The sequence below is a fragment of the Caulobacter sp. GW821-FHT12A07 genome, assembly GCF_058807655.1.
Genome location: NZ_JBXAQX010000012.1, coordinates 73,362 through 97,946 on the forward strand (window position 1 = coordinate 73,362; position 24,585 = coordinate 97,946).

22 protein-coding genes are annotated in these 24,585 nt (G+C 71.8%); 18 read left to right on the top strand and 4 right to left on the bottom strand.

The window, feature by feature from the left end; genetic code table 11:
- The first annotated feature begins 9 nt into the window (after nt 1–9).
- The 6 genes from sctJ to AC1RRS_RS20885 are packed head-to-tail and all read left to right on the top strand — an operon-like array spanning nt 10 to nt 4,378.
- On the top strand, nt 10–753 hold the full coding sequence (gene sctJ, locus AC1RRS_RS20860) for a type III secretion system inner membrane ring lipoprotein SctJ (RefSeq protein ID WP_492856831.1): 744 nt from the start codon (nt 10–12) through the stop codon (nt 751–753).
- On the top strand, nt 750–1,319 hold the full coding sequence (locus AC1RRS_RS20865; RefSeq protein ID WP_492856832.1) for a hypothetical protein: 570 nt from the start codon (nt 750–752) through the stop codon (nt 1,317–1,319). The genes sctJ and AC1RRS_RS20865 overlap by 4 nt, the downstream gene beginning before the upstream one ends.
- The gene (locus AC1RRS_RS20870; protein WP_492856833.1) at nt 1,316–1,915 is read left to right on the top strand and encodes a FliH/SctL family protein; all 600 of its coding nucleotides are present in this window, start codon (nt 1,316–1,318) and stop codon (nt 1,913–1,915) included. Before AC1RRS_RS20865 ends, AC1RRS_RS20870 begins: the two co-directional genes overlap by 4 nt.
- Entirely contained in the window at nt 1,912–3,234 is a 1,323-nt protein-coding gene (locus AC1RRS_RS20875; RefSeq protein WP_492856834.1) for a FliI/YscN family ATPase, read from the top strand. Before AC1RRS_RS20870 ends, AC1RRS_RS20875 begins: the two co-directional genes overlap by 4 nt.
- Nucleotides 3,231–3,710, top strand: coding sequence for a hypothetical protein (locus tag AC1RRS_RS20880; RefSeq protein ID WP_492856835.1), 480 nt, complete (start codon nt 3,231–3,233; stop codon nt 3,708–3,710). The genes AC1RRS_RS20875 and AC1RRS_RS20880 overlap by 4 nt, the downstream gene beginning before the upstream one ends.
- A complete protein-coding gene (locus AC1RRS_RS20885; RefSeq protein WP_492856836.1) occupies nt 3,707–4,378 on the top strand; it encodes a hypothetical protein in 672 nt (223 codons plus the stop codon). Before AC1RRS_RS20880 ends, AC1RRS_RS20885 begins: the two co-directional genes overlap by 4 nt.
- A gap of 182 nt (nt 4,379–4,560) precedes the next feature.
- Here the strand turns inward: AC1RRS_RS20885 and AC1RRS_RS20890 are convergent, their stop codons facing one another.
- Nucleotides 4,561–5,217 (bottom strand): hypothetical protein, encoded by a 657-nt coding sequence (locus tag AC1RRS_RS20890; protein WP_492856837.1) that lies wholly within the window; start codon nt 5,215–5,217, stop codon nt 4,561–4,563.
- Nucleotides 5,218–5,232: 15 nt separating this feature from the next.
- Complete coding sequence (locus AC1RRS_RS20895; protein ID WP_492856838.1) at nt 5,233–5,463, bottom strand: hypothetical protein; 231 nt, start codon at nt 5,461–5,463, stop codon at nt 5,233–5,235.
- Nucleotides 5,464–5,570: 107 nt separating this feature from the next.
- Between AC1RRS_RS20895 and AC1RRS_RS20900 the strand changes: the two genes are divergently transcribed.
- From AC1RRS_RS20900 to AC1RRS_RS20935, 8 genes are all read left to right on the top strand, one after another.
- Nucleotides 5,571–6,632 carry a sensor histidine kinase gene (locus tag AC1RRS_RS20900; RefSeq protein ID WP_492856839.1) on the top strand — a complete coding sequence of 354 codons (1,062 nt, stop codon included), beginning with the start codon at nt 5,571–5,573 and terminating at the stop codon, nt 6,630–6,632.
- Nucleotides 6,629–7,288, top strand: coding sequence for a response regulator transcription factor (locus AC1RRS_RS20905; protein ID WP_492856840.1), 660 nt, complete (start codon nt 6,629–6,631; stop codon nt 7,286–7,288). Before AC1RRS_RS20900 ends, AC1RRS_RS20905 begins: the two co-directional genes overlap by 4 nt.
- A complete protein-coding gene (locus AC1RRS_RS20910; RefSeq protein ID WP_492856841.1) occupies nt 7,285–8,274 on the top strand; it encodes a FliM/FliN family flagellar motor switch protein in 990 nt (329 codons plus the stop codon). Before AC1RRS_RS20905 ends, AC1RRS_RS20910 begins: the two co-directional genes overlap by 4 nt.
- 6 nt (nt 8,275–8,280) lie before the next feature.
- The gene (sctR, locus tag AC1RRS_RS20915; protein ID WP_110119752.1) at nt 8,281–8,943 is read left to right on the top strand and encodes a type III secretion system export apparatus subunit SctR; all 663 of its coding nucleotides are present in this window, start codon (nt 8,281–8,283) and stop codon (nt 8,941–8,943) included.
- A 13-nt stretch (nt 8,944–8,956) separates the two neighbouring features.
- On the top strand, nt 8,957–9,229 hold the full coding sequence (sctS, locus tag AC1RRS_RS20920) for a type III secretion system export apparatus subunit SctS (RefSeq protein WP_110119753.1): 273 nt from the start codon (nt 8,957–8,959) through the stop codon (nt 9,227–9,229).
- A complete protein-coding gene (sctT, locus tag AC1RRS_RS20925) occupies nt 9,226–10,026 on the top strand; it encodes a type III secretion system export apparatus subunit SctT (RefSeq protein WP_492856842.1) in 801 nt (266 codons plus the stop codon). Before sctS ends, sctT begins: the two co-directional genes overlap by 4 nt.
- Nucleotides 10,027–10,309: 283 nt before the next feature.
- A complete protein-coding gene (locus AC1RRS_RS20930; RefSeq protein WP_492856843.1) occupies nt 10,310–11,116 on the top strand; it encodes a DUF1521 domain-containing protein in 807 nt (268 codons plus the stop codon).
- Nucleotides 11,117–11,261: 145 nt separating this feature from the next.
- Entirely contained in the window at nt 11,262–12,731 is a 1,470-nt protein-coding gene (locus tag AC1RRS_RS20935; RefSeq protein WP_492856844.1) for an adenosine deaminase family protein, read from the top strand.
- Between the two features lie 168 nt (nt 12,732–12,899).
- Here the strand turns inward: AC1RRS_RS20935 and AC1RRS_RS20940 are convergent, their stop codons facing one another.
- Nucleotides 12,900–15,389 (bottom strand): glycosyl hydrolase 115 family protein, encoded by a 2,490-nt coding sequence (locus AC1RRS_RS20940; RefSeq protein WP_492856845.1) that lies wholly within the window; start codon nt 15,387–15,389, stop codon nt 12,900–12,902.
- Nucleotides 15,390–16,294: 905 nt separating this feature from the next.
- On the bottom strand, nt 16,295–18,325 hold the full coding sequence (locus AC1RRS_RS20945) for a phytase (RefSeq protein ID WP_492856846.1): 2,031 nt from the start codon (nt 18,323–18,325) through the stop codon (nt 16,295–16,297).
- Between the two features lie 177 nt (nt 18,326–18,502).
- Here AC1RRS_RS20945 and AC1RRS_RS20950 point away from each other — a divergent pair, with 177 nt between their 5' ends.
- The 4 genes from AC1RRS_RS20950 to AC1RRS_RS20965 all read left to right on the top strand — a co-directional run bounded on the left by AC1RRS_RS20950 (nt 18,503) and on the right by AC1RRS_RS20965 (nt 24,549).
- Nucleotides 18,503–20,503 carry a TonB-dependent receptor gene (locus tag AC1RRS_RS20950; RefSeq protein WP_492856847.1) on the top strand — a complete coding sequence of 667 codons (2,001 nt, stop codon included), beginning with the start codon at nt 18,503–18,505 and terminating at the stop codon, nt 20,501–20,503.
- A gap of 308 nt (nt 20,504–20,811) precedes the next feature.
- A complete protein-coding gene (locus tag AC1RRS_RS20955; protein WP_492856848.1) occupies nt 20,812–22,002 on the top strand; it encodes a glycoside hydrolase family 27 protein in 1,191 nt (396 codons plus the stop codon).
- A gap of 116 nt (nt 22,003–22,118) precedes the next feature.
- A complete protein-coding gene (locus AC1RRS_RS20960; protein ID WP_492856849.1) occupies nt 22,119–23,042 on the top strand; it encodes an ROK family protein in 924 nt (307 codons plus the stop codon).
- Between the two features lie 25 nt (nt 23,043–23,067).
- Nucleotides 23,068–24,549, top strand: a complete 1,482-nt coding sequence (locus AC1RRS_RS20965) for a carboxylesterase/lipase family protein (protein WP_492856850.1) — start codon at nt 23,068–23,070, stop codon at nt 24,547–24,549.
- The last annotated feature ends 36 nt before the right edge of the window (nt 24,550–24,585 follow it).

The window sequence follows — 24,585 nt, forward strand, 5'->3', positions numbered from 1 at the left end:
GAGGCGACGATGCGCAAGATCCTGCCGGCTTTGCTGGTCGCCACGGCCCTGGGCCTCACCGCCTGCGCGGAGAAGGAGCTCTACGGCGGGCTTTCCGAGCGCGAGGCCAACGAGATGGTCGCCGTGCTCCAGAACGCCAACGTCTCGGCCTCGAAGAGCAGCAAGGACGGCAAGGTCTGGGCGCTGAAGACCCGGGCCGAGCAGTTCTCCTCGGCCGTGGCCGTGCTGCACGACCAGGGCTATCCGCGCGACAAGTTCGAGAGCCTGGGCGAGGTGTTCAAGAAGGAGGGCTTCGTCTCCTCGCCGATGGAGCAGCGGGCCCGGCTGATGTACGGCCTGAGCCAGGAGCTCAGCCAGACCATCTCGTCGATCGACGGCGTGGTGCAGGCGAGGGTGCACATCGCCGTGCCCGAGGCCGACCCGCTGGCCGAGCAGCAAAAGCCGTCCTCGGCCTCGGTGTTCATCCGCCACAACCCCGACGTCGATCTGTCGGGCCAGGTGGGGTCGATCAAGGCCCTGGTCACCAACTCCATCGAGGGCCTGCCCTACGACAAGGTGACGGTGGTGATGTTCCCGGCCAAGCCGGTGATGGCCGCCGCCCCGGTCTCGCCGATCAAGAGCTTCACCATGCCGGCCATCGCCATACTGGCGGCGATCGGCGGGGTGGGGGCCTATGTCGTCAGCCGCACCAGCCGCTTCAGGCCGCGCCGCAAGCTGCGGACCCTGACCGAACCGACGGGACCCGCCGCATGAGCGCCCGGGCCGACCGCGAACGGCTGGGCGCCCAGGCTCGTCTCCTGACCGGCCTCGGAGCGTCGGGGAGCGTGGGTCCGCGCGCGGCGCGCCTAGCCCGGCGTCTGGCCGGCCGACCCGAGACCGTCCTGGCCTTCGCCGACGTCGCCGCCGCGCCCGACTGGGCCGCTTGGCCGGTCGAGCGTCGCGCGCACCTGGCCGATTTCGCGGCGGCGGCGGCCTGCACGGCGGTCCTGCAACGCTCGATCGACGGCCGCCGCCTGGCGCGGGTCGCCCGGCGGATCGGCGAGGCGGCCCTGGACGCCGTCCTGGCCTCGCCGCCGGGGCTCGCGCCCGCCATCCCGCAGGCTGACGCCGCCCTGGCCGACGACGCGGCCTTCGTCGCTCTCGGCGCGGCCGTGCTGCTGGCCGAGGTCGCCGATCGGCCCGCCGCCGCCGATCGCCTGCGCGATCTCTTCGACCTCGCCCCCCTGGCGCTCGATCCCGAGCGCGGACGCAGCGCGGCCCACGTCGCGCGGGGACTTTTCATGGCCTTCGAGGCCGGCGCGCTGGAGGCCGCCGCATGACCTATCTGCTGCTTTCCTCGGGTCCCTCGGCCGCGCTGCTGACCGACCAGCCGGTGATCCGCCGCGAGGACGTCGGCGCGGTGCGCGACGCGGCCGAGCTGACCGCCGCCCTCGACGCCCTGCGCCAGGCGACCCGCGAGGCCGCCCTGCGCGACGGCTTCGCCCAGGGCCACGCCGAAGGCGCCGCCGCCGCCGCCCGCGAGACCGCCCAGGCGCTGGCCGGCGTCCACGCCGCGCTCCAGGTCGAGCGCGACCGCCTGCGGGCCAGCGCCGGCGCCCTGGCGCTGGACATCGTCCGCCGCATCGCCGCCGGCCTGGCGCCCGACGAGGTGCTGGCCGCCCTGGCCGAGCAGGCCGCCCGCGACCTGCTGCCCGAAGAGCCGATCCGCGTCCGCGTCGCCCCCGAGGCCGCCGGCGCGGTGACCCGCCGCCTGTGGTCGATCGACGCCCGCATCGAGGTGGTCGGTGACTCTGACCTGCCAGCCGGCGACTGCGTGCTCGACACCCCCTCGGGCCGCACCCACGCCGGGCTCGAAACCCAGCTGCGGGCGCTCGAAGCGATCTTCGCCGCCCCCGCCGGAGAGGCCGCCGCATGAGCCTCGACGCCGATACCGACGCCCGCCTGCGCGAGGTCCTGCGCGGCGCCCGCACCGTCGAGCGGCGCGGCCGCGTGGCCCAGGCCTTCGGCACCACCGTCCGCGCCACGGGCCTGGACGTCCGCATCGGCCAGGAGTGCGAGATCATCGATCGCGCCGGCGGACACACGGTCAAGGCCCAGGTCGTCGGCCTCGACGGCGGCGCGGCGATCCTGACGCCCCTGGCGCGGCTGGAGGGCGTGGCCGTCGACGCCGAGGTCGTGGCCGGCCCGCGCCGCAGCGAGATCGGGGTGGGCGAGGGGCTGCTGGGCCGGGTGCTCGACGCCCATGGCGAGCCGCTCGATGGCCTCGGTCCCATCACCGGCCTGCTGCGGCCGTTCCCGGTCTATGGCGAGGCCCCCAATCCGCTGTCCCGCCCGCCGATCAATCAGCCCTTCGCCACCGGGGTGCGCAGCGTCGACGCCTTGCTGACCACGGGCGAGGGCCAGCGCGTGGGCCTGTTCGCCATGGCCGGCGGCGGCAAGTCGACCCTGCTGGGCATGTTCGCCCGCCACGCCCGCAGCGACGTCAACGTCATCGCCCTGATCGGCGAGCGGGGGCGGGAAGTGCGCGAGTTCCTCGACGACTGCCTGGGGCCGGAGGGCCTGGCCCGCTCGGTGGTCATCGTCTCCACGTCCGACCGCCCGGCCATGGAGCGGGTGCGCGCCGCCCACGTCGCCACCGCCATCGCCGAGGGGTTCCGCGCCGAGGGCCGCCGCGTCATGCTGCAGATGGACAGCGTCACCCGCTTCGCCCGCGCCCTGCGCGAGATCGGCCTGTCGGTGGGCGAGCCGGCCGTGCGCCGGGGCTTCCCGCCGTCGGTCTTCGCCGAGCTGCCCCGCCTGTTCGAGCGGGCGGGCGCGATCGAGGGCGGGGCGATCACCGCCTTCTACACCGTGCTGATCGAGGACGAGGAGGGCGGCGATCCGGTCGGCGAGGAAGTCCGCTCGATCCTCGACGGCCACATCTATCTGTCCCGAAAGCTCGGCCAGGCCGGCCACTATCCGGCCATCGACGTCGCCGCCAGCCTCAGCCGGGTCTTCCCGCGCGTCACGGGTCCGGAGCAGCAGGCGGCCGCCTCGAAGGTGCGCGGCTGGATGGCCAAGTACGCCGAGATCGAGTTCCTGCTGCAGATCGGCGAGTACAAGCCCGGCGGCGACCCGCTGGCCGACGAGGCCATCGCCCGTCGCGCGGCCATCACCGGCCTGCTGCGCCAGGGCGCGCATGACGCCGTCGCCTTCGACCAGGCCCTGGCCGCCCTGATGGAGACGGCCGCATGAGCGCCCGCGTCCAGGTCCAGGCCCTGACTCCGGTGGTCAAGCTGCGCGAGCGCCGCGTCGAGAAGTCCATGCGCGAGGCCGCGCAGGCCCGCGGCAAGGTCGCCGAGGCGGTCATGGCGCTGGAGGCCCGCGACCGGTCGATCGCCGCCCACGACCTGGCCAAGGCCCGGCTCGACGACTGGTTCGCCGGCGGCCTGTCGGGCGCGGCCCACCTGATCGAGGCCGCCCTGGCCCGCCGCGAAGCGATCGCCACGGCCCGCGACGCCGACCAGCGCCTGCGCGACCAGGAAGCCGTGGCCCTGGATCTGGCCCGTGAGGATCTCGCCGTCGCCCTGCGGGACCTCGCCCGCGCCCAGGGGCGCTTCGACGCCATGAGCGGCCGCCTGGACATGGCCCGCGCCCTGGTCGCCGCCGACCGCGAGGCCCGCGAGCAGCTGGAGATCGAGGACGCCGGCGCCCTGAGGAGAACCCGATGACCGCCATTCGTGAGAGCGCATCGTCTGACCGTTCCAGCAGCGCCAGCCAGCGGTCGTCCTCGTCCGATCAGGCTGCGCCCTGGCGCGGCGCCGAGTTCCAGGCCGCCCTGCAGCAGGCCGCCGACCGTCGCGAGCCCGTCGCCCGCCAGCCGGCCCGCGCCGAACGCCAGAAGGAGGCCGAGCGCGAGGAGAAGGAGGAGGGGGCGAGCATCGATCTTTCCGCCCTGCTGGGACCGGCCCGCGAGTTCAAGGACTTGGCTTCCGCCGTCGAACCCACGGGCGTCGACGCCCTGGCGGCCCTGACCCGCCAGGGCGGCGAGGCGGTCGACATCCCCGTGACCGGGCCGGCGACGGCCAGCGCCGCCGAGATCGAGGCCTTCGCCACTGCGATGGACCAGGCCTGGATCGCCGCCGGCGGCGACCGCAAGGCTTTGGCCCTGGGTCTGGCCGACAAGAACTCGCTGCTGACGGGCCTGGGCCTGGCGCGCGGCCCCGACGGCGCGGTCTCCCTGACCCTGGCCGCCCGTCCCGACGCCACGCCCGAAGTGACCAAGGCCCTGGAGGCCCTGCGCAAGCGGCTTGAGGTGCGGGGCCTGGCCCTGGCCGACCTCTTCGTCGAGGCCGACGACGGCCTGGATCCGGAAAGCCTGATCCGGAGGGTGCGGTGACGCAGCGGGCTCCTCCTCAACTCCCGTCATTCCCGCCCTTGTGGCGGGAACCCCTCTGTCAGCCGCAAGGGCAGTCGGGGCGGCGTGCTCAGCACGCCGCTGGCGCTTCACTTGCGAGCGGAGCCAGGGGGGGCCGCCACAAGGGCGGGAATGACGGGATCATTTGGGAGGGCCAACTCTCCCTACCTCGACGGCAGTCCGAACCGCCCCCGATCGGCCTGCGCCGCGCGGGCCACGGCGCGGGCCACCTCGGCCGGCGGATCGCCGGCGCCCCAGCGCTCGGCCAGGATCTCGATCAGCCGGCGGCTCTGGGCGTTGTGCAGGCCCTCGGTCGGGTCGGCGGCGTCGGCCCGCAGCTTGTCGATGTAGAGGCTGGCCGCCTTGGGCGAGGCCGAGACGAGGTCCAGCAGATAGGTCGCCGCCGTCTCGAAGGCCTCGGCGTCCAGCGGGGCGTCGGCGATGTCGCGCACCAGCCAGACGCAAAGGAACTCCAGTGGACCGACCTTGCGGCTGTTGCTCAGCAGCGGTCCGCCCACACCCAGACTGGAAAAGCCGCCCGCGCCCCAGGCCGGCACCCGCGCGGCGGGCAGGCGGGCGGTCAGCAGGGCCTGGGCCAGCGCATCCGCGACCATCGCCTTGACCTCGGGCTCGCCGAAATGAGCCACGGCCGCCAGCAGCTTGGCGAAGCCCGGATAGAGCGCATCGCCCAGGTCGGTGCAGACGCGCTCCAGCACGTCGACGCGCCGGTCCAGGCTCGGCTGGCCCTGCAGGCCCTCGACCAGGGCCTGGGCGGCGCCGAACCAGTCGGGCTCGGATTTGAGGATGCGGTCGGCGGTCACGCCCCGACGCTAGCGTCAGACGAAGCCGTTGTCGCGGGCGTCGGTGAGGCGGTCGGCCACGGCGCGGGCCGTGTCGTCCAGGTCGCGCGAGACGCCCGACAGGCCGATGCGGCCGTCCTGGCGCGAGAAGCCGGAGAAGTCGTCGAAGGCCTGGGCGCGCGAGGGCTCGCCGGCCGGGGAAATCCCCGAAAGGCCGTGGCTCCAGACGCCGGAAACGGACGGGGCGTCGATGCGGCTGGCGGACATGGCGAACTCCTTCAGTCTCTCGATACGAAGATCAACGCGCCGCCGCCAGTCGGGTTTTCCCTAGGAGGAAGGCCCGTCGGGGTCTCCCGACACAAGGAGAAGGCCGCATGACCGGCCTCGCCGCCCTGCTGGCCCAGTCGGCCGAGGCTGAGGCCCTGGAGGCGCTCGACCTCGCCGTCGCCGCCTTCGAGGACGCCGCCGCGCCGCGCCTGGCCTGGCGCACCGCGGCTTTCGCGCGGCTGACGCCGGGCCTCATGCCCGGCCAGGCCCCGGCCGGTGGCCTGCTGGCGGCGGTCGAGGCGGTCCAGCGCGGGGAGGGCGGGCTGCACCCGCTCGACCTGGACGGCCAGGCCTTCGAGGCCCGCACCGTCGCCGGCGACGGCCGCGTCCACCTGATCCTCTCCAGCGCCGCCGAACGCCGACAGGCCGAGGCCCGGCGCCTGGCCGACCGCGAACGCCTGCTGCTGACCTCGCGCGTCATGTCGGTGGGCGAGATGGCGACGATGATCGCCCACGAACTGAACCAGCCGATCGGCTCGATCGCCAACATCGCTCGGGGGCTGAAGGCCCGGCTGTCGCGCGGGGCGCTGTCGACCGAGGAGGGCGTCGAGGCCCTCGATCGCGCCGCCGAGCAGGCGCTCTACGCCTCGGGCGTCATCCAGCGCATGCGCTCCTTCGTCGAGCAGCGCCAGCCCCAGGTCGAGCCGCTGGATCTGCCCCGGCTGGTCCGCGCCACGCTCGACCTGCTCGACTGGGAGATCGCCCGCGACAAGGTCGTGGCCCGCGCGCGCTTCGACGCCTTGCCGCCGGTGCTGGGCGATGCGGTGATGATCCAGCAGGTGCTGGTCAACCTGGCCCGCAACGGCCTGGACGCCATGCGCGGCCGGCCCGGGCCGCGCCGCCTGACCATCGCCGCCGGCTCCATGGAAGGCTCCGACCGCATGGTCGAGCTGACCGTCGCCGACAGCGGTCCCGGCGTCGATGCGGCCGCCGCCGACAGGATGTTCTCGCCGTTCTTCTCGACCAAGCCCGGCGGCATGGGGGTGGGGCTCGGCATCTGCCGATCCATTGTCGAACTGCATCGCGGGCGGCTCTGGCACGCCCCGGATCCCGAGGGGGGGACCGTATTCCACATCGCGCTGCCCGCGGCGCGCCAGGAGGAGCCATGACCACCCCCTCTGCATCGACACTGACGCCCGCGCCGGACCTCCCGCCGCCGCTCGGCGCGGTCTGCCTGGTCGACGACCACGGCGAGTTCCGCCAGTCCGCCGCCTGGTGGCTGGAGAGCCTGGGCTACGCCGTCTCCACCTTCGACGGCGCCCGGGCCTTCCTCGACGCCGGCGAGCCGCCGGCCGACGCCTGCCTGCTGCTGGACGTGCGCATGCCCGACATGTCGGGCCTCGAACTGCTCGACGCCCTGAAGGCCAGGGGCTGCCAGCGGCCGGTGATCTTCATGACCGGCCACGGCGACGTGCCGCTGGCGGTCGAGGCTATGCAGAAGGGCGCCGTCACCTTCCTGGAGAAGCCGTTTCAGGAAGCGGCCCTGGAGGCCGCGCTCGAACGCGCCTTCGCCCAAGTTCGGCCAGCGCTGAGCCCTGGCCAGGAGGCCTACGCCCGCCGCGTCGCCGGGCTCACCGACCGCGAGCGCGAGGTCATGGCCCTGGTGGTGGCCGGCAAGGTCAACAAGGTCATCGCCTACGAGCTGGGCATCAGCCCCAAGACCGTCGAGCTGCACCGCTCGCGGATCATGGCCAAGACGGAGGCCGCCAGCCTGACCCGGCTGGTGCGCATGGCCGTCACCGGCAGCGTGGACGACGACGCATGAGCGCCTTCCTCGACCTCGAAGCGGGGGAGGGCGCCGGCCCCGCCGCCGACCTTTCCGATCTCATCGCCCGCAACCGCGCCCTGGCCGTGCTGGCGGCCCTGCGCGCGCCGGGCCTCGTCACCCGCGTTTCGCTGGACCCCGAGCCCGGTCCCGGACCCTGGATCCTGTTCGAAGCCGGCCAGCGTCTGGCGATCCGCGAGCTCGCCGGCGCCGCCTTCGCCCCGGCCGACGACGCAGAGCTGCTGATCGGCCTCGACCGCGTCGAGCCGGTCGTGGCCGCCATCGAGGCCGCGACCACCGAGAGCCTCGCCCCCCTGGGCGTCGAGACCCAGGCGCCCGACGGCCCGCTGGCCCTGTCGATCGAGGTCCTGGCCCAGGACGGCGCGCCCTTCGCCCGGCTGGTCCTGGCCGTCGATCCGCAGGCCGCCCGCGCCTGGCCCGAACCGATCTTCGATCCCTGGGCGCTCGGCGCGCACCTGGCCGTGCCCGCCGCCGGCCCGCTGGTGCTGGACGGCCCGGAGCTGCCGGCGGCCACCGCCGCCTCCCTGCGCCCCGGCGACATCGTGCTGACCCCGCTGTCGGCCTCGCGCCCGGGCCTGGCCAGCCTGACCCTGTTCGACCGCCGCCTCGTCGGCCGGTTCGACCTTTCCCACCATCGCTTCACGCTCAACGCCATCGAGGAGAGCGCCATGGCTCCGCCGCCGCTCGACATCGCCGTCGTCCCCACGGACGAGGTTCCGACCGACGCCGCGCCGGTCGCGCCCGCCGACCTGCCCGTGCCGCTGAAGGTGCTGCTGGGCGAGGCCAGCCTGCCGCTGTCGGAGCTGTCGGGTCTTCGGCCCGGCGCGACCGTCGTGCTGGCCGGCCCGCGCGAGGACGCTCCCGCCGTGCTGTTGGCCGGCGGTCGCCCGATCGCCCGCGGCCGCCTCGTGCCGGTCGGCGAGGCCTGGGGCGTGCTGGTGGAAACCATAGGCGGCGAGGGCTGAGCGCAGATGGACCTCTCGCAGTTCTCGCCCGGCTCGGCCCTCATCACCGTCATCCTGCTGGCGCTGGCGCCGTTCGTGGCGGTGATGGTCACCTCCTTCACCAAGATCGTCGTCACGCTCAGCCTGCTGCGCAATGCGCTGGGCCTGCAGCAGGTGCCGCCCAACATCGTGCTCAACGGCCTGGCTTTGATCCTGACGCTCTACGTCATGTATCCGGTCGGCCAGCAGATGGCCGCCGCCAACCAGGGCGTAAAACCGATCGCCGCCGTCAGCAGCGACACCCAGGCGCTGTTCACCTACGCCGACAAGGCCAAGGAGCCGCTGCGCGAGTTCCTGATCAAGCACTCGACGCCCCGCGAGCGCGCCTTCTTCCTGAAGACCGCCCAGCGCATCAACGGCCCGGAAACGGCCCGCGCCCTGACCCAGCGCGACTTCATCGTCGTCGTCCCGGCCTTCACCGTCTCGGAGCTGGCGGCCGCCTTCCAGATCGGCTTCCTGATCTTCCTGCCGTTCCTGATCATCGACCTCGTGGTGTCCAACATCCTGCTGGCCATGGGCATGATGATGCTGTCGCCGACCACGGTGTCGCTACCGTTCAAGCTTCTGCTGTTCGTGCTGATCGACGGCTGGGTGAAGCTCGCCCACGGCCTCGTGCTGTCCTACACGTGAGGAGGGCCGCGCCATGCTGAACGCCCAGGCCATCGAGCTCGTCAACCAGGCCCTCTGGCTGGTGCTGATCCTGTCGGCCCCGCCGATCGTCGCCGCCTCGCTGGTCGGCCTCCTGGTGGCGGTCATCCAGTCGGCCACCCAGCTGCAGGAGCAGACCCTGCAGTACGCGGCCAAGTTCTTCGCCATCGTGCTGACCATCTTCGTCACCGCCAGCCTGCTGGGCGGCACGCTCTATCGCTTCGGCGACCGGGTGTTCACCGAGTTCCCGGCCATGGTCCGCCGATGAACACGCCCGACTGGCTGGGCGCGATCTTCTCCAACACCATGGTGCTCGCGGTCGGCGCGACCCGGGTGGCGGCCGCCTTCATGCTGCTGCCGCTCTTGTCGCCCGAGACCGTGCCGGCCCTGGTGCGCAACTCGATCTTCCTGGCCTTCGGGATCATCGTCATCACCCTTCAGCCGCAGGTCGCCCAGATGGAGCTGCCGACGGTCCAGTGGATCCTGATCTTCGGCAAGGAGGCGGTGATCGGCCTGGTCATCGGCTTCTTCTTCGGGACCATGCTGTGGGCCCTGGAGGCCGCCGGCCAGATCATCGACGCCAAGGTCGGGGCGACCATGGCCCAGGTCGTCGATCCCCTGAGCGGCCACCAGACCTCGCTCACCGGCGAGTTCCTCGGCCGCCTGGCCAACTTCGTCTTCATGTTTTCCGGCGGCCTGCTGCTGATGGTCGGGGTGATCCTCGACAGCTACGCCATCTGGCCGATCGGCAGCCTGACCCCGATGCTGTCCTTGCGCAGCCTTTCCCTGTTCGAGGGCGAGTTCTCGCGGCTGATGGTGATGGCGGTGATGCTGTCGACCCCGGCCCTGATCGTGCTCTACCTGGTCGATGGCGGCCTTGGCCTGATCAACCGCTACGCCCCGCAGCTCAACGTCTTCTCCCTGGGCCTGGCCATCAAGTCGTGGATCGCCACGGCGGTGGTCCTGGCCATGCTGACGGGCCTCGTCCAACTGCTGCTCAACGAGATCGGCGCCCGGCCCTCGACGATCCTGCAGGTGCTTCGCGGACTGGATGGGAAACCCTGATCCCTCTCCCCTTGCGGGAGAGGGTGGCCTCGCGGAGCGAGGTCGGGTGAGGGGTCTCTCAGAACTCAAAACCGCGTGCAGCGCTCAGGCCGGGCGGGGCGTCGCTCATCTGAGAGACCCCTCATCCGTCATCCTTCGGATGACACCTTCTCCCGCAAGGGGAGAAGGAAAAACCTGAGCTAGGGTTTTCCCTGATGGGGTACGCCCCAGCTATCTCGACGGCCCCGCTCGGCGCCACCTTTCGTCGCAGGCCGCATGGCGGCGAACAGAGAGGGTAGGAGCGATGACCACCATCAACGGGTCGCTGAGCACGGCGATCAACAGCGCGATCCTGACCGGGATCGGGGCCGAGCTCGGCAAGTCGCTGGGAAGCTTCGGCGCCATGCAGTTCACCCTGGGCGCCATCGTCGCCGGCCTGTTCCAGCCCGCGCCCGCCCAGCAGCCCTTCACCGCGACCATGCCCGGCGAGGGCAAGGCCGAGATCGACATCGGCGACGGCTACACCCTGTCGATCAACGAAGCCAATTCCGAGGTCGTCGTGCGCGACGCCGACGGCAACGCCACCCGTGTCTGGGGCGACCCCCATGTCAGCTACAACGGCGAGCACATCGGCGACTTCTGGGGCACGACCACCTTTCAGCTCGAGAACGGCACGAAGATCACCATCAACACCGAGACCTCGAAGTGGAACAACATGACCTACGCCGAGCAGGTGGTGGTCACCCGCGGCGACCAGGCGATCGTCATCGACGGGGTCAGCGAGCAGACCAAGGGCGACTTCTCCGTCACCCTGGGCGGCAACGGCTACGCCCTCGACGCGGCCCATGACGACGGCCTGGTGATCCACGAGGACGACGCCTCAGCCACCGGCTGGACCAGCAGCATCGACGGCGGCGCGGTCGGCCAGGCCGACTTCGACCTCACCAAGCCCGGCGCCGAGGGCCTGCGCGAGACCCTGCAGACCTTCCATGCGGGTCTTGGCCTGCTGCTGACCGGCTGGCTGCTCGGCGCCGGCGCGGGTCTGGGCCTTTCGGCCGACGCCTCGGTTTCCGCCCGCGCGGCCGAGCGGTTCCCGCTGCTGAACCTCTAGCCGCGACCACCGTCCGGTCCTTTCCGCCGCGCTTGATTTGCCAAACGCCGCAAATCATCGTCGGTAGGCGGAAAGGATCAGGGGGCGGTCGATGCGCGCGCGAATGAAGTTGCTGGCGAGTGGACTCGCCATGGCGGCCGGGCTGTTGACGCTCTCGTCCGCCCTGGCGCCCGCTCTGGCGGCTCCGCCCGCGCCCTCAGCCGAAGCGCGCGCATCGGCCGCCTTCGACGCGGCGCTGAAGAACCGCGCCGCCCTGCGCCTGTTCCTCCAGGCCATGCCCAAGGGCGGCGACCTGCACAACCACCTGTCGGGGACGCCCTACGCCGAGGACTTCCTGGCCTGGGCCGACGCCGACGGCCTGTGCGTCACCACAGACGTCCAGCCGGCCCTGGCCAGCGGACCGTGCGACGCCCCCGGCCGCAAGCCGGCCCGGGGCCTGGCCAAGGCCGATCCGGCCCTCTACGCCCGGGCGCTCAACTCGCTGTCGATGCTGAACTACAACCCCGGCGCCGACGGGGCCCAGGCCTCCGGCCACGACCAGTTCTTCTCGACCTTCGGCCGCTTCGGGGCGGTGACCGAGAACAACCTGCCGGCCATGCTGGCGGTGGTCCGCGAATACGCCGCCGGCGACCATGTCGGCTATGTCGAGACCTCGGTGAACCCCGGCGCCGTCTACGACCTGGTGAACAAGGTCCGCGGTTCGGCCTGGGACGGCGACTTCGACAAGGCCTTCGCCGCCCTGGAGCCGGGCGTCCCCGACCTCGTGGCCAAGGTCCGCGCCGAGATGGACGCCGCCGAGGTCGAGTCCGACCGCCGCCTGGGCTGCCAGACCCAGAAGCCGCGCCAGGGCGCCTGCGCCGTGACGCTGGGCTACCAGGCCTTCGCCGTGCGGATCCTGCCCCCGCAGGTGGTGTTCGCCCAGCTGACGGCCGCCTTCGCCCTGGCCGACGGCGACCCGCGCTTCGTCGGGGTCAACATCGTCGCCCCGGAAGACAACCCGACCTCCCTGGCCGACTACCGCCTGCACATGCGGATGCTGGGCTACCTGCACGCCCGCTATCCGAAGGTGAAGCTGTCGCTGCACGCCGGCGAGCTGACCCTGGGCCTGGTCCCGCCGCGCGATCTGTCGTTCCACATCCGCGAGGCGGTCGAGGTGGCGGGCGCGGCGCGCATCGGCCACGGCGTCGACATCGCCCACGAGGCCGAGGCGCGCGAGTTGCTCAAGCGCATGGCTCGCGACAAGGTCGCCGTCGAGATCAACCTGACCAGCAACGACGTCATCCTGGGCGTGAAGGGCGCCGACCATCCGCTGCACCTCTACCGCAACGCCGGCGTGCCGGTGGTGCTGTCGACCGACGACGAGGGCGTCTCGCGCATCGACCTGACCAACGAATATCTGCGCGCCGCCACCGAGCAGGGCCTGACCTACCGCGACCTCAAGGCCATCGCCCGCGACAGCCTGGAATACGCCTTCGTGCCGGGGAAAAGCCTGCGCGGCGCGACCGAATGCACCAAGCCGGGCAAGGCTTGCGAGGCGTTCCTGGGCGCGAACCCGAAGGCGCAGCTGCAATGGAAGCTGGAGCGGGACTTCGAGGCCTTCGAAGCCGCCCACTGATCCCTCTCCCAGAGAGAAGTCGGGCGATAGCCAGGAAACCTCCCCCCGTGGGGGAGGCGGCCGAAGGCCGGTGGGGGGACGTTTTCAGCTTCCCGCGCATCGGCTGAGTTCGCGGCCACGCCCCCCACCGATCGCTACGCGATCACCTCCCCCACAGGGGGAGGTTCCTCAGTTCGCACACCCGCCCGCCGCCGGCCGCAGCACCAGCGCGTCCAGCGCCACCCCCGGATCCAGCTGCGCCACCCGCACCGTCCGCGCGCCGCCGCACACCGTCACGCCGCTAGCCACTCGCACCCGCCCGTCCAGCACCCCCTCGGCCCAGGCCTTGTCGCCGACCTTGCGCGATGCCGCGACCTCCACAGGCGCGCCGCCGTCGGTCGAGACCGCCAGCCGCAGCGCCGTCTGGCCGTTAAGCGGGAAGGTCGGCAGCAAATCGAGGTCCAGCGACCAGGCGCCGGCCGGCAGGGTGATCGCATAGTCCAGCGCCGGCCCGGCCTGCGCGAGCGTCCGAGACGGCTCGGTCACGACCCCCGCCACCATCACCGCTCCGCCGCGTCCCACGCCTTCCAGCCGCCGCCAGCCTGGGCCGCGCGCCGTCTCGGCCTCGACCACGATCACGTCGGTGTCGGTCGGCGGGAAGGGCGCCAGGCGCGGCGCGGTGGCGTCCGCCGCCGGGGCGACGAACGGCTTCTGCCGGAACGAGGTCCACTGGCCGTCGGCCGGCTCGACCGACAGGATGCCGCGCCACTTGCCGCCGGCGACCTCATTGTTGAACCGGCGGGTCAGGGCGGCGATCTCCGCGTCCGCCGCCCGGGCCTTGTCGGCGCGGCGGCGGGCTTCCTCGGGTCGGCTGGCGATCAGCCGGTCGAAGGCCTCGGCGTCGAAGACGCGGTGGTTGGCCGCCGCGGCCGCCCGCACCGGATAGTCCACCAGTTCGAACCAGGCGTCGCGCTGCTCGGCGGGGATCTTCGCGCCCTCGCGGTCCAGCCGCGCGACCAGGGCGTCGAACCGCGCCAGCCGCGCGTCCGCCTGCGCCACCGACAGCGGGCTCGAGCGCGGGCTCGCGCCCCGGCCCCAGAACCATTGCAGGTGCTCGGGCTTGCGCTCGAAGTTCAGCTGATGGTGCTCGGCCAGGATCCCGGCGATCGCCTTGGCGCGTTCCGGTCCGAACACCTCGCGAGCGAACCGCGCCTCGTAGCCGCGCGCGCCCAGCTTGCGCACCCCGTCTACGTCCCAGGCCATGTCGAGGAACAGCTGCGCGCCCAGTTCGGCCGGCTTGATGTCGCCGACATTGGCGATCCACAGCCTGCGCGCGTCCAGGTCCCAGGCCCGGCCCATCTCCTCGATCACCAGGGCCGGCGGCGTGGTCGACAGCCACAGGTGCGACAGCGGCGCGCCCAGATAGGACAGGTGGTAGTAGACGCCCGATCCGCCCGGGCGCTGGCGCTCTTCGGCATTGGGCAGCTGGCGGATGTAGCCGAAATTGTCGTCCGGCCAGACCAGGGTGACGTCCTCCGGAACCTTCAGCCCCGAGCGATAGACGTCCAGCACCTCCTTGTAGGCGGTGAAGGCCTGCGGAACGGTCTCGACCTTGGGATCGACATGGTCGCGGATCAGGCCGCGCTGGTCGGCGATGATCTTCTCCAGCAGCGTCCGCTGGCCGTCGATGTCGCCGCCGCCGACCATGCCGGAGTCGTGGATGCCGCGCATGCCCAGGGTGTAGATGTTCTCGTAGCCGCCGTTGGCCTTCACCCGCTGGCGCCAGTAGTCGAGCACGCCGTCCGGATTGGCCGCGTAGTTGTAGGTCTCCGCGCCGGCTTTCCACTCGCCGACATTGTTGCGCAGCATCGGCTCGGCGTGGGACGAGCCCATGACGATCCCCCAGCGGTCGGCCAGGGCGGCGTTGGCCGGATCGGCGTTGAACGGCTTGCTGACCTCGTGCATGGCCGGCCACAGGGTGTTGGCCTTCAGCCGCAGCAGCAGCTGGAACACCTTCTCGTAGGTCTTGGGGCCGATGTCGCCATAGGCCGGGTCGAAGGTCTTGGCCGCCCACGGCTGCAGGCCCCAGTCCTCGTCGTTGATGAAGATCCCGCGATACTTCACCGACGGCGCCTCGACGCGGCGGGTGTCGGCGGCGACGTAGAGCGCCTTGCGCCTGCTCGGCCGAACATCGGCCCACCAGGTCCAGGGCGAGACGCCGATGGCGCGGCTCAGGTCGTAGACGCCGTAGGCCGTGCCCCTTCGGTCGCCGCCCGCGATCACCAGGGCGCTGTCGAGACCGGGCGCGGGGTTCTCGACCACGGTGATCAGGAAGCCCTCCCAGCGGCCGCGCAGGTCGTCGACCTTCAGTTTTCTGTCGCGCACGAGCCCGTCGATCAGCGGGCTCTTGCCCAGCGTCCCGACCAGGATCGCCGTCCGGCCCTTGGGCGCATCCGTCGAGAGGCGAGGGGTCTTGCCGGTGATGGCCGCCAAGTCGTCGCGCAGGTCCTGGACCGCCAGGCCCACGAGCGGATCGTCGCCTTGCGAATAGAGGATCTCGGCGCCGGCGATCTGAAAGGCGCCGCGCGAGGCCTTGTCAGTGACCCAGGCCTCCTGCGCCCAGGCGGGCAGGGCGAACACGGCGACGGCTAGACCGATGAGCAGCGACGCCAGCCGCATGAGCTTCCTCCAGATCGCTTCGCTGTCAGGCAGCTTGGTCGAATTGGTCAGACCATAGAGCGATCTGGAGAGGCGATCACCCATTTTGTGGGCTTTGATTCCAATATGTGGATTCCCTCTCCCCTTGCGGGAGAGGGTGGCCTCCCGGAGGGAGGTCGGGTGAGGGGTCTCTCAAAACTGAAAGCTGCGTGCAGCGGTCAGGTCGGGCGCGATTTCGGATGTCTGAGAGACCCCTCATCCGACGGCCTTCGGCCGCCACCTTCTCCCGCAAGGGGAGAAGGATCGCTTAAGGGGACAGACGAAGCTGGATCCCCGTCCAGTGCGAGCCAAACCCCAACCAATCCAGCCGCTTGCAACTTTCTCACCGCCCTGGATCAGACGCGCTGAAACCCGCTGCATAATGGACCCCGTCTCGCCGCACCGAAGGGGCGCGCGGCCAGCGACCATGCGGCGGCGGGATGCGATCGAGCGGGACTGGGGCGGATTGGGAAGATCCGTCGCGTCCGGGACCTGGCGCTGGCCAGGCCCGCCCGCCGTCGGCTTGGGCGAGGACTACAGAGCACCCCTCTCCTCGTCGCCGTCCGACAGGGAAACCTCGAAGGCGGTCCTGGTAAGGCGTTAAGAGCGCCGCCGCCCGGGAAGCCGGCAGCCAAACGACCGCGCGGAGCGACTTGGCTTCGTCGAAACGGTAACAACACAAAGCACCTCCGGGCGTCGCCCGGGCGCTCCGCTCCCCTTCACCAGCTCAGCGGTTCGCCGCGTGAGATCGCAGCCGCGCGTCTGCGCGGCCCCCTCAGTCGCTCCGCGACAGCTCCCCCAGAGGGGGAGCATCTGAAGCGCCAGGATCCTCCCCCTCTGGGGGAGGTGGCCCGGAGGGCCGGAGGGGGGGCGGCCGAAGGCCGTTGCTACTTCAGCCCCAGCGCCCCGGCGATCGCCGACCACGGCACGAGCTTGAAGTTCTGGTGCTCGGGCGGGAAGACGTTGCGGCCGTCCTGGGCGACGAAGGCGCCGCCTTCCAGGCCCGCGCCCAGCGAAGCGCTGGTCACCTCCAGGCCGTCGGTCTCGGAGATCCCGTCGATGCCCTTGGCCCCGTCGGCCACGACCGAGAAGCTGCCGACATAGGCGTTGTCGCCCTCGCGGCGATAGACGGCGTAGCTGTCGTTGCCCTGGCTGGAGACGACGATGAAGCCCTTGCCGCCCGGCTGGGCGTAGATGCTGACGCCTTCCAGGTCGTCCTTCAGGGCCGGGTTGGCGGCCACGCGGTCGACGGCCTTGGGCGCGCGGTTGTCCGAGGGCTCGGCGCCCAGCCGCCACAGGGCGACGTCCTCTTCGGCGACGTAGAGCGCGCCGGTCTCGTCGTCGGCGACGCAGCCTTCGGTCTGGGTGTCGAACTTCACGTCGCGCACCTGCATCGCGCGGACCTTGCCGTTGGCTTGCGCGACCAGCTTCCATTGCCGCACCAGACCGTCGGGATCGCTGATGAAGACGTAGGTCGCACCCTTTTTGCCTCGGTACATGCACAGGCCATAGGGGTCCGAAAGCCCCGTGGCCTGCACGCCGTCGGCGACCGAGGTCAGCTGGCGGGTGGCCGGGTCCAGCGTGTAGATGGCGATCGACTTGTGGGTGCGGTCGCTTGCCGTGACCAGGATCACATCCTTGCCGGCCAGCTTGAAGCCGGACCGCAGGTCGACATTGTTCATCTTGCCGTCGGCCAGGTACTGCAAGGGCTTGCCGTCGAGGCCATAGACCAGCAGGCCGCCCTTCTTGTCGGTGGCGATGATGGCGCTCTTGGCCGGATCGGCCGGGTTGGCCCAGATGGCCGGATCGTCGGCGGCGTCGCCGTCATGGGCGACCGGCGTGGTCTCCATGGTCGGGCGGACCACGGCGAAGTCGGCCTTGGGCCTGGAGCCCGCCGCGTCGCCCGTGGCCAGCTTGAGCCCCGCGGCCACGTCGGCCCACGACACGACCTTCATGTTCGCGCCCGACTTGCGGTCGTCGGCCACCAGCAGGGCGCCGGCCGGCAGGCGATCGCCCAGGGGGCTGCGCAGGGCGAACAGGCCCGACGGGTTCTCGACGGCGTTCTGCTGGTCGGCCTGGATGCGGAACAGGCCCGTGAAGGCGTCGTCCTGGGAGCGGTCATAGACGGCGTAGTCGCCGGCCGTGGCGTTGGCGGCGACCAGGAAGCGGGCGTTCTGCCCGCCGTCGACCAAGGCCAGGCCCGCCACCTCGCCGGCGATCTGGCCCAGGCGGTTGGCGTCGATCAGGGTCGGGACCGGATCGGATTCCGGATCGGCGGCGTAGCGCCAGATGCCGACCGCCTCCTGGGCGACATAGAGCGCGCCGGTCACGTCGTCGGCGACGCAGTACTTGGCTTCGGACGACAGGTGCAGGCGGCGCACGATGCGGCCGTCCAGCTTGCCGTCGGCGGTGGGGAACAGCAGCCACTGGTCCATCTGGCCGGCCACGCCCAGGGTGAAGGCGTAGAGCGAGCGATCGCGCGACCCGCGCCACAGGCAGACGCCTTCGCCGGCGTAGTCGAGGGTCAGCGGCTTGGCGTCGAGATTGGCGGCCTGGCCGGTGGCGAAGTCATAGGCGGCCAGGCGCAGGCGGCCGCCCTTGCGGTCCAGCAGCGCCACCAGCGGCTTGCCCTCGTGCTCGCGCACGTCGACGCCGTAGACCTCGCCGCCGGGGATCGCGCCGACCCGCTGGCCGTCCAGGCCGTAGAGCTCCAGCCCGCCGCCTTCGCCGGTGGCGGCGATCAAGCTCTTCTCGGGCGCGGCCGGATTGCGCAGCAGGGCCACGCCGTTGGCGCCGCCTTCGGTGGTCGGGGCGGTCGAGACGGCCGGCGCGACGGCCGGTGCCTCGGCGAGGGCGGATCCGGCGCCGAGCAGGAAGGCGAGCACGCCGACGGCGGCGCTGGCGCGAAGATGGGTCATTCCGTGGATCCCCCAGGGTCGTTCAGACGGATTGCGCGGCCAGCCCTGACCGGCGCGTGGCTTATGCGACGATTTCAAAACGGATTGATGACGTCGAAGTCCTTTCGCCGACACGGGCGTTTCTCCGCGCCGAGCGGCTATAGTCCGACCCGAGTCTTTCGCCGCCCTGGAGCCGCCATGTTCGACGCCCCCATCGAGGCGACACCCGTTTCCGAAGTCATCGTGACCGGCGCGCGCCTGCCGCCGTCGGCGGGGGAGGGGGCCTTCGCCATCTCGACCCTGGCCGACCCGGCCTGGGCCCGCTCGACCCGGCTCGACGAGCAGCTGGCGCGGGCGCCGGGCGTCTCGCTGTTTCGGCGCACATCCAGCCTGGCGGCCAATCCGACGACCCAGGGGCTGTCGCTGCGGGCCATCGCCCCATCCGGCGCCGGGCGGGCGCTGGTCACCCTCGACGGCGTGCCGCAGAACGATCCCTTCGGCGGCTGGGTGATCTGGGGCGGCCTGCCGTCCGAGACGATCCAGGACGTCCGCATCGTTCGCGGCGCCGGCGCCCAGGCCTATGGCGCGGGCGCCCTGACCGGCGTCGTCGCCCTGACCGGCCGCGACGGCGGCGCCGAGGTGCTGGAGGCCGGCGCCGAGGCCGGCGGGCTCGGCTATCGCCGCGCGGCGCTCACGGCCGGGGCCGGTGGGATCCTGGCCAGCGTCTCGGCCGAGCGCTCCGACGGCTGGACCCCCGTCCGCGAAGGACGCGGCGCGGCCGATGAGCCCCTGGCCATGCAAGCCTGGTCGGCGGCCCTGCGCTACGACACGCGCCTGGCCGCCGGTCCGGCCCTGGCCGCCCGTGTCGCCGTCCATGACGAGAACCGCCGCTCGGGCCTGTTCGGCGCCGACGCCCGCTCGCGCGGCGCCCAGGCCAGCCTGACCCTCGCCCAGGCGCCGTCGCCGGACCGCAGGGGCTGGCGCCTCCAGGCCTGGACCCTGGTCAGCGACCTGCAGAACCGCTCGGTCGCGGTCGCGACCGGCCGCGCCTCGACCACCCCCGCCAACGACCAGTACGAGACGCCGGCCTACGGCTTTGGCTTCAACGCCGCCCTGCGCGGCGTGCGCGGTCCGCTGGAGTGGGAACTGGGCGCCGACGTCCGCGCCGCCGAGGGCGAGACCCACGAGCGCTTCCGCTACATGTCCGGCCAGTTCACCCGCCTGCGCGAGGCCGGCGGCCGCACCACCACGGCCGGGATCTATGCCGACGCCAGCTGGACCTCCGGCCCCTGGCTGGCCACAGGCGACCTGCGTCTGGACCACTGGCGCGCCTTCGACGCCCGCCGCCGCGAGTTCGACGCCCAGACCGGCGCGGCCACCCTCGACGAGGCGCCGGCCGGCCGCAGCGCGACCACGCCCACCGGCCGCATCGGCCTGCGCCGCGATCTCGGCCCCGGCTTCCTGCGCGCCGCCGCCTATGCCGGCTTCCGTCCGCCCAGCCTCAACGAGCTGCACCGCCCGTTCCGGGTCGGCAACGACGTCACCGAGGCCAACGCCGCCCTGAAGCCCGAGCGCCTCTACGGCGTCGAGGCCGGCGGCGGCGTGGAGGGCAGGGCGGGGAGCCTGACCGCCACCCTGTTCCTCAACCGCCTCGACGATCCGGTGGCCAATGTCACGATCGGGACGGGGCCGGCCACCTTCCCGACGGCCGGCTTCATCCCGGCCGGCGGCGTGCTGCGCCAGCGCCAGAACGTCGGCCGCATCGACGCGGTCGGGCTGGAGCTGGAAGGCCGCGCCAACCTTTCCGAACGCCTCGCCCTGACCGGCGCGCTGATGGCGACCCGGGCCGAGGTTGACGGTGGTTCGGACGCCCCGCAATTGACCGGCAAGCGCCCCGCCCAGGCCCCGCGCCTGGCGGCGTCGGCCGGTCTGGAATGGAAGGCGGCCCAGCGCCTCGACCTCTTCCTCGCCGCCCGCCACGAGGGCGCGCGGTTCGACGACGACCTCAACACCCGTCGCCTGCAAGCCGCTACGACCCTGAACCTCTCGGCCCGCTACACCGTCAATACGGCGACCCGCCTGGAGGTCGAGCTGCGCAACGCTCTCGACGCGCAGGTCGCCACCGGTCGCACCGGCGACGGGATCACCAGCTACGACGCGCCGCGCAGTCTGCGGGTAGGCGTCGTCTACGTGCGTTGAGAATGGTACCGCTAAAAACAAAAGCAAATTTATTTATTCTATTGACGCGCCCCCGCGGAACGTGATGACTTCGTTACCAAGTGATCCGGACGCGGCCTCGACGCCGCTCCAGGATCCGGGAGGGAACCATGACTTTCAGGCGCAGCCCTGGCGCGTTCACGCGCAACCGATCTTCCCGCAGTAACGACTGAGGCCTTCGTCGCCTCGCGGTCCGTCGATCCACCCGCGCCTTTCCCATATTTCCTGCACGCGGGAGCCAAGGGATCGGCGGACCGTCTTCCTTCTTCTTTTCCTTTCCGCGTGAGCCCATGAAGCGCCTCGTCTCGACCCTGGCGGCCGCCTCCCTGCTGTTCGCCGCCGCGCCGGCCCTGGCCGACGATCCGCCGCCGCCGCTGCCCGACAACGGCCTGGCCCGCACCCCGCCGATGGGCTGGAACAGCTGGAACAGGTTCGGCTGCAATGTCGACGAGACGCTGATCAAGCGCATGGCCGACGCCATGGTCTCGTCGGGCATGAAGGACGCCGGCTACGACTACGTGGTCATCGACGACTGCTGGCACGGCGAGCGTGACGCGCGCGGCGACATCCAGGCCGACGCCAAGCGTTTCCCGAGCGGCATGAAGGCCCTGGGCGACTACATCCACGCCAAGGGCCTGAAGTTCGGCATCTATTCCGACGCCGGCCTGAAGACCTGCGCCGGCCGTCCCGGCAGCCGCGGCTACGAGTACCAGGACGCCCGCCAGTACGCCGCCTGGGGCGTCGACTACCTGAAATACGACTGGTGCATGGCCGGTACGCAGGATGCGCCATCGTCCTACTACATCATGTCGGCCGCGCTGCAGGCCACGGGCCGCGACATCGTCTTCTCGATCTGCGAGTGGGGAAATTCCAAGCCTTGGACCTGGGGTCCCCAGATCGGCAACCTCTGGCGCACCACCGGCGACATCTACGACGCCTGGGAGGGCGTGAAGGGCTACAGCCTGGGGATGCTCAACATTCTCGACAAGCAGGCCGAGCTTCATCCCTACGCCAAGCCCGGCCACTGGAACGACCCGGACATGCTCGAGGTCGGCAACGGCGGCATGACCACGCAGGAATACCGCGCCCATTTCAGCCTGTGGGCCATGCTGGCCGCGCCGCTGATCGCCGGCAACGACATCGGCCACATGGACGCCGACACCAAGGCGATCCTGACCAACAAGGAGGTCATCGCCGTCGACCAGGATCCGCTCGGCGTCCAGGCGCGGCGGGTGTCCAGGCAGGGCGACCTGGAGGTCTGGGCGCGGCCGCTGAAGGGCGGCGGCCGGGCGGTGGTGCTGCTCAATCGCGGCGCGGCGCCGGCGGAGGTGCGGGTGGACTGGTCGATGCTCGACTATCCTGCTACTCTGTCGGGCAGAGTTCGTGATCTGTGGGCGGGGAAGGACCTGGGCCCGCGCAAGGGCGGCTACGCGGCGCAGGTCGCGCCGCACGGCGTGGTCATGGTCACGGTCTCGCCGTGACCTTATGAATAAATAAAAAGCGTTTTTTAATTCTGGCGCACCCAGCGGACGCAGGGTAAGCCATCGGCGGATATGTGTCGGCGCGTAGTCGCCGAGCGTGCGACAGGGAGTATTGGGTGATCCAGCTCGGGATCGATTTCGGTGGAACCAAGATCGAGGCGACCGCCCTGTCGTCTGACGGTCGCGTGCTTTCGACCCTCCGCACTCCCACGCCCGGCGACTACGACAGCGCCCTGGCCGCCGTGCGCGACCTGGTGGCTCGCACCGAGCAGGCGGCCGGCGGCCGCGGCACGATCGGGGTCGGCGCCCCGGGCTCGGTGTCGCCGCGCACCGGCCTCGTGCGCAACGCCAACACCACCTACCTGAACGGCCGCCGGTTCCGCGAGGACCTGGAGGCCGCGCTCGATCGTCAGGTGCGCTTGGCCAACGACGCCAACTGCCTGGCCCTGTCCGAGGCCACCGACGGCGCGGCTGCGGGCGCGCGGGTGACCTTCGCGGTGATCATCGGCACCGGCTGCGGCGGCGGCCTCGTCGTCGACGGCAAGCTGGTCGAGGGCGGCAACGGCGTCGGCGGCGAGTGGGGTCACGTCCCGCTGCCCTGGCCCAAGGCCGAGGAAAACCCCGGTCCGCAGTGCTGGTGCGGCCGTCATGGCTGTCTGGAGACCTGGATCTCGGGCACCGGCTTCCGCCGCGACTTCCGCGAGCACGGCGGCGCCGATCTCAGCGGCGCGGCCATCGTCGAGGCCGCCGCCGGCGGCGACCAGGTCGCCCAGGCCGCCCTCGACCGCTATCTCGATCGCCTGGCCCGCGGCCTGGCGGTGATCGCCGACATCGTCGATCCCGACGTCTTCGTGCTGGGCGGCGGCATGTCCAATGTCGACGTGCTGTACGAGCGTCTTCCGGGCCTGGTGGGACCGCACGTCTTCACCGACCGCTGGGAGAGCCGCATCGTCAAGGCGCGCTGGGGCGACTCCTCGGGCGTGCGCGGCGCGGCCCGGCTGTGGAACCAGGCCGACTGGTCCAGCGATGTCGCCGCCTGACGGCGCCAGGAGGAGGGATCGCCCGATGCGGACGCCCCGCCTCCTTTTCGCGGCGCTCCTGACAGCGCTGGCAACGCAGGCGGCCGCCGAGCCGGCGCGGGTCTCGACCAAATCCGGTGTCCTGGTCGGCGAGCAGCGCGTGGACGGAAGCACGGCCTTCCTCGGCGTTCCCTTCGCCAGCCCGCCGGTCGGCGATCTGCGCTGGAAAGCGCCGAGCCCGCTGCCAGCCTGGACCGGCGAACGCGCCGCCTTGAAGTCCGGTCCCGCCTGCCTCCAGACCTCGCGCGGCTGGAACGCCGTCGACGCCGCGCGGTCCAGCGAGGACTGCCTCTATCTCGACATCCGGATTCCGAAACACGCGGCCGGGGCGAAGCTGCCGGTCATGGTCTGGGTGCACGGCGGGGCCAACCACGCCGGCTCAGGCGCGGGCACGGTGGAGTCGAGCCTCGTCGACCAGGGCGTCATCCTGGTCAGCGTGCAGTACCGCCTGGGCGTCTTCGGCTTCCTGTCGCATCCGGGCCTGACCCGCGAGCAGGGCGGGGCCTCGGGCAACTACGCCCTGATGGACCTGATCGCGGCCCTGCGCTGGGTTCACGACAACGCCGCCGCGTTCGGCGGCGACCCCGGCAACGTCACCCTGTTCGGCCACTCGGCCGGCGGCCAGGACGTCGGCCTCGTCATGCTGGTGCCCCAGGCCCGGGGCCTGTTCGCGCGAGGGATCCTGCAAAGTGGCCCGCCGGGCTTCGGCTTCGCGCCGCGCAGTCTGAAACAGAACGAGGCGATCGGCCTGCAGTTGGCCAGGGGCGTCGGCGCGCGGTCGCTGGTGGATCTGCGCAAGACCTCGGGTTCAGAACTCCTCAAGGCCGCCGAAGACCTGAAGGCGCCGATCGACGACCAGGGCTTCATCTGGACCCAGGCGGTGATCGACGGCGCTGTGCTGTCCAAGGCGCCCGAGGCGCTGCTGGCCGATCCGGCCGTCAAGCCGATGATCGTCGGCTCCAGCGCCCGCGAGATCGCCCTGTTCGGCGGTGATCCTGTCCGCGCCAAGGCCTGGGTGGTCGAGACCTTCGGCGCGCGGGCGCCGCGGGTGCTGGCGGTCTACGGCCTCGACCGAGACCTGCCGCCGGCCGCCGATCCTTTGCGCGGCGACGCCGTGTTGCAATTGGCCACCGACCGCATGTTCCGCTGCCCGGCCGTCTCGGTCGCCGCCCTGCGCGCCAAGGCCGGCGGCAAGGTCTGGCGCTACGAGTTGGCCGTTCCGCCGCCGGGGCAGGCGGCCGTCGGCCATGGCTCGGAGCTGACCAATGTCTTCGACCGGCCCGCGCCGGGCCGCCCGCCGATGCAGGCCTATTGGGCCGCTTTCGCCCGGACGGGAGATCCCAACGCCGCCGGCCTGCCGCCCTGGCCGGCCGAGGACGGTGCGGCCCGCCGCCTCGTCTTCGCCCCCGACGGGCCGAGGGCGGAGCAGGGCGGCGAGGCGGCCTGCCGGTTCCTGACCCGGCCCTAGAACATCCAGCAACAAGCGGCGACCAAGCCGCGCGCG

Coding starts and splice junctions, on each gene's coding strand:
- sctJ (WP_492856831.1), top strand. CDS start 10: ATGCGCAAGATCCTGCCGGCTTTGCTGGTCGCCACGGCCCTGGGCCTC.
- AC1RRS_RS20865 (WP_492856832.1), top strand. CDS start 750: ATGAGCGCCCGGGCCGACCGCGAACGGCTGGGCGCCCAGGCTCGTCTC.
- AC1RRS_RS20870 (WP_492856833.1), top strand. CDS start 1,316: ATGACCTATCTGCTGCTTTCCTCGGGTCCCTCGGCCGCGCTGCTGACC.
- AC1RRS_RS20875 (WP_492856834.1), top strand. CDS start 1,912: ATGAGCCTCGACGCCGATACCGACGCCCGCCTGCGCGAGGTCCTGCGC.
- AC1RRS_RS20880 (WP_492856835.1), top strand. CDS start 3,231: ATGAGCGCCCGCGTCCAGGTCCAGGCCCTGACTCCGGTGGTCAAGCTG.
- AC1RRS_RS20885 (WP_492856836.1), top strand. CDS start 3,707: ATGACCGCCATTCGTGAGAGCGCATCGTCTGACCGTTCCAGCAGCGCC.
- AC1RRS_RS20895 (WP_492856838.1), bottom strand. CDS start 5,463: ATGTCCGCCAGCCGCATCGACGCCCCGTCCGTTTCCGGCGTCTGGAGC.
- AC1RRS_RS20900 (WP_492856839.1), top strand. CDS start 5,571: ATGACCGGCCTCGCCGCCCTGCTGGCCCAGTCGGCCGAGGCTGAGGCC.
- AC1RRS_RS20905 (WP_492856840.1), top strand. CDS start 6,629: ATGACCACCCCCTCTGCATCGACACTGACGCCCGCGCCGGACCTCCCG.
- AC1RRS_RS20910 (WP_492856841.1), top strand. CDS start 7,285: ATGAGCGCCTTCCTCGACCTCGAAGCGGGGGAGGGCGCCGGCCCCGCC.
- sctR (WP_110119752.1), top strand. CDS start 8,281: ATGGACCTCTCGCAGTTCTCGCCCGGCTCGGCCCTCATCACCGTCATC.
- sctS (WP_110119753.1), top strand. CDS start 8,957: ATGCTGAACGCCCAGGCCATCGAGCTCGTCAACCAGGCCCTCTGGCTG.
- sctT (WP_492856842.1), top strand. CDS start 9,226: ATGAACACGCCCGACTGGCTGGGCGCGATCTTCTCCAACACCATGGTG.
- AC1RRS_RS20930 (WP_492856843.1), top strand. CDS start 10,310: ATGACCACCATCAACGGGTCGCTGAGCACGGCGATCAACAGCGCGATC.
- AC1RRS_RS20940 (WP_492856845.1), bottom strand. CDS start 15,389: ATGCGGCTGGCGTCGCTGCTCATCGGTCTAGCCGTCGCCGTGTTCGCC.
- AC1RRS_RS20945 (WP_492856846.1), bottom strand. CDS start 18,325: ATGACCCATCTTCGCGCCAGCGCCGCCGTCGGCGTGCTCGCCTTCCTG.
- AC1RRS_RS20950 (WP_492856847.1), top strand. CDS start 18,503: ATGTTCGACGCCCCCATCGAGGCGACACCCGTTTCCGAAGTCATCGTG.
- AC1RRS_RS20955 (WP_492856848.1), top strand. CDS start 20,812: ATGAAGCGCCTCGTCTCGACCCTGGCGGCCGCCTCCCTGCTGTTCGCC.
- AC1RRS_RS20965 (WP_492856850.1), top strand. CDS start 23,068: ATGCGGACGCCCCGCCTCCTTTTCGCGGCGCTCCTGACAGCGCTGGCA.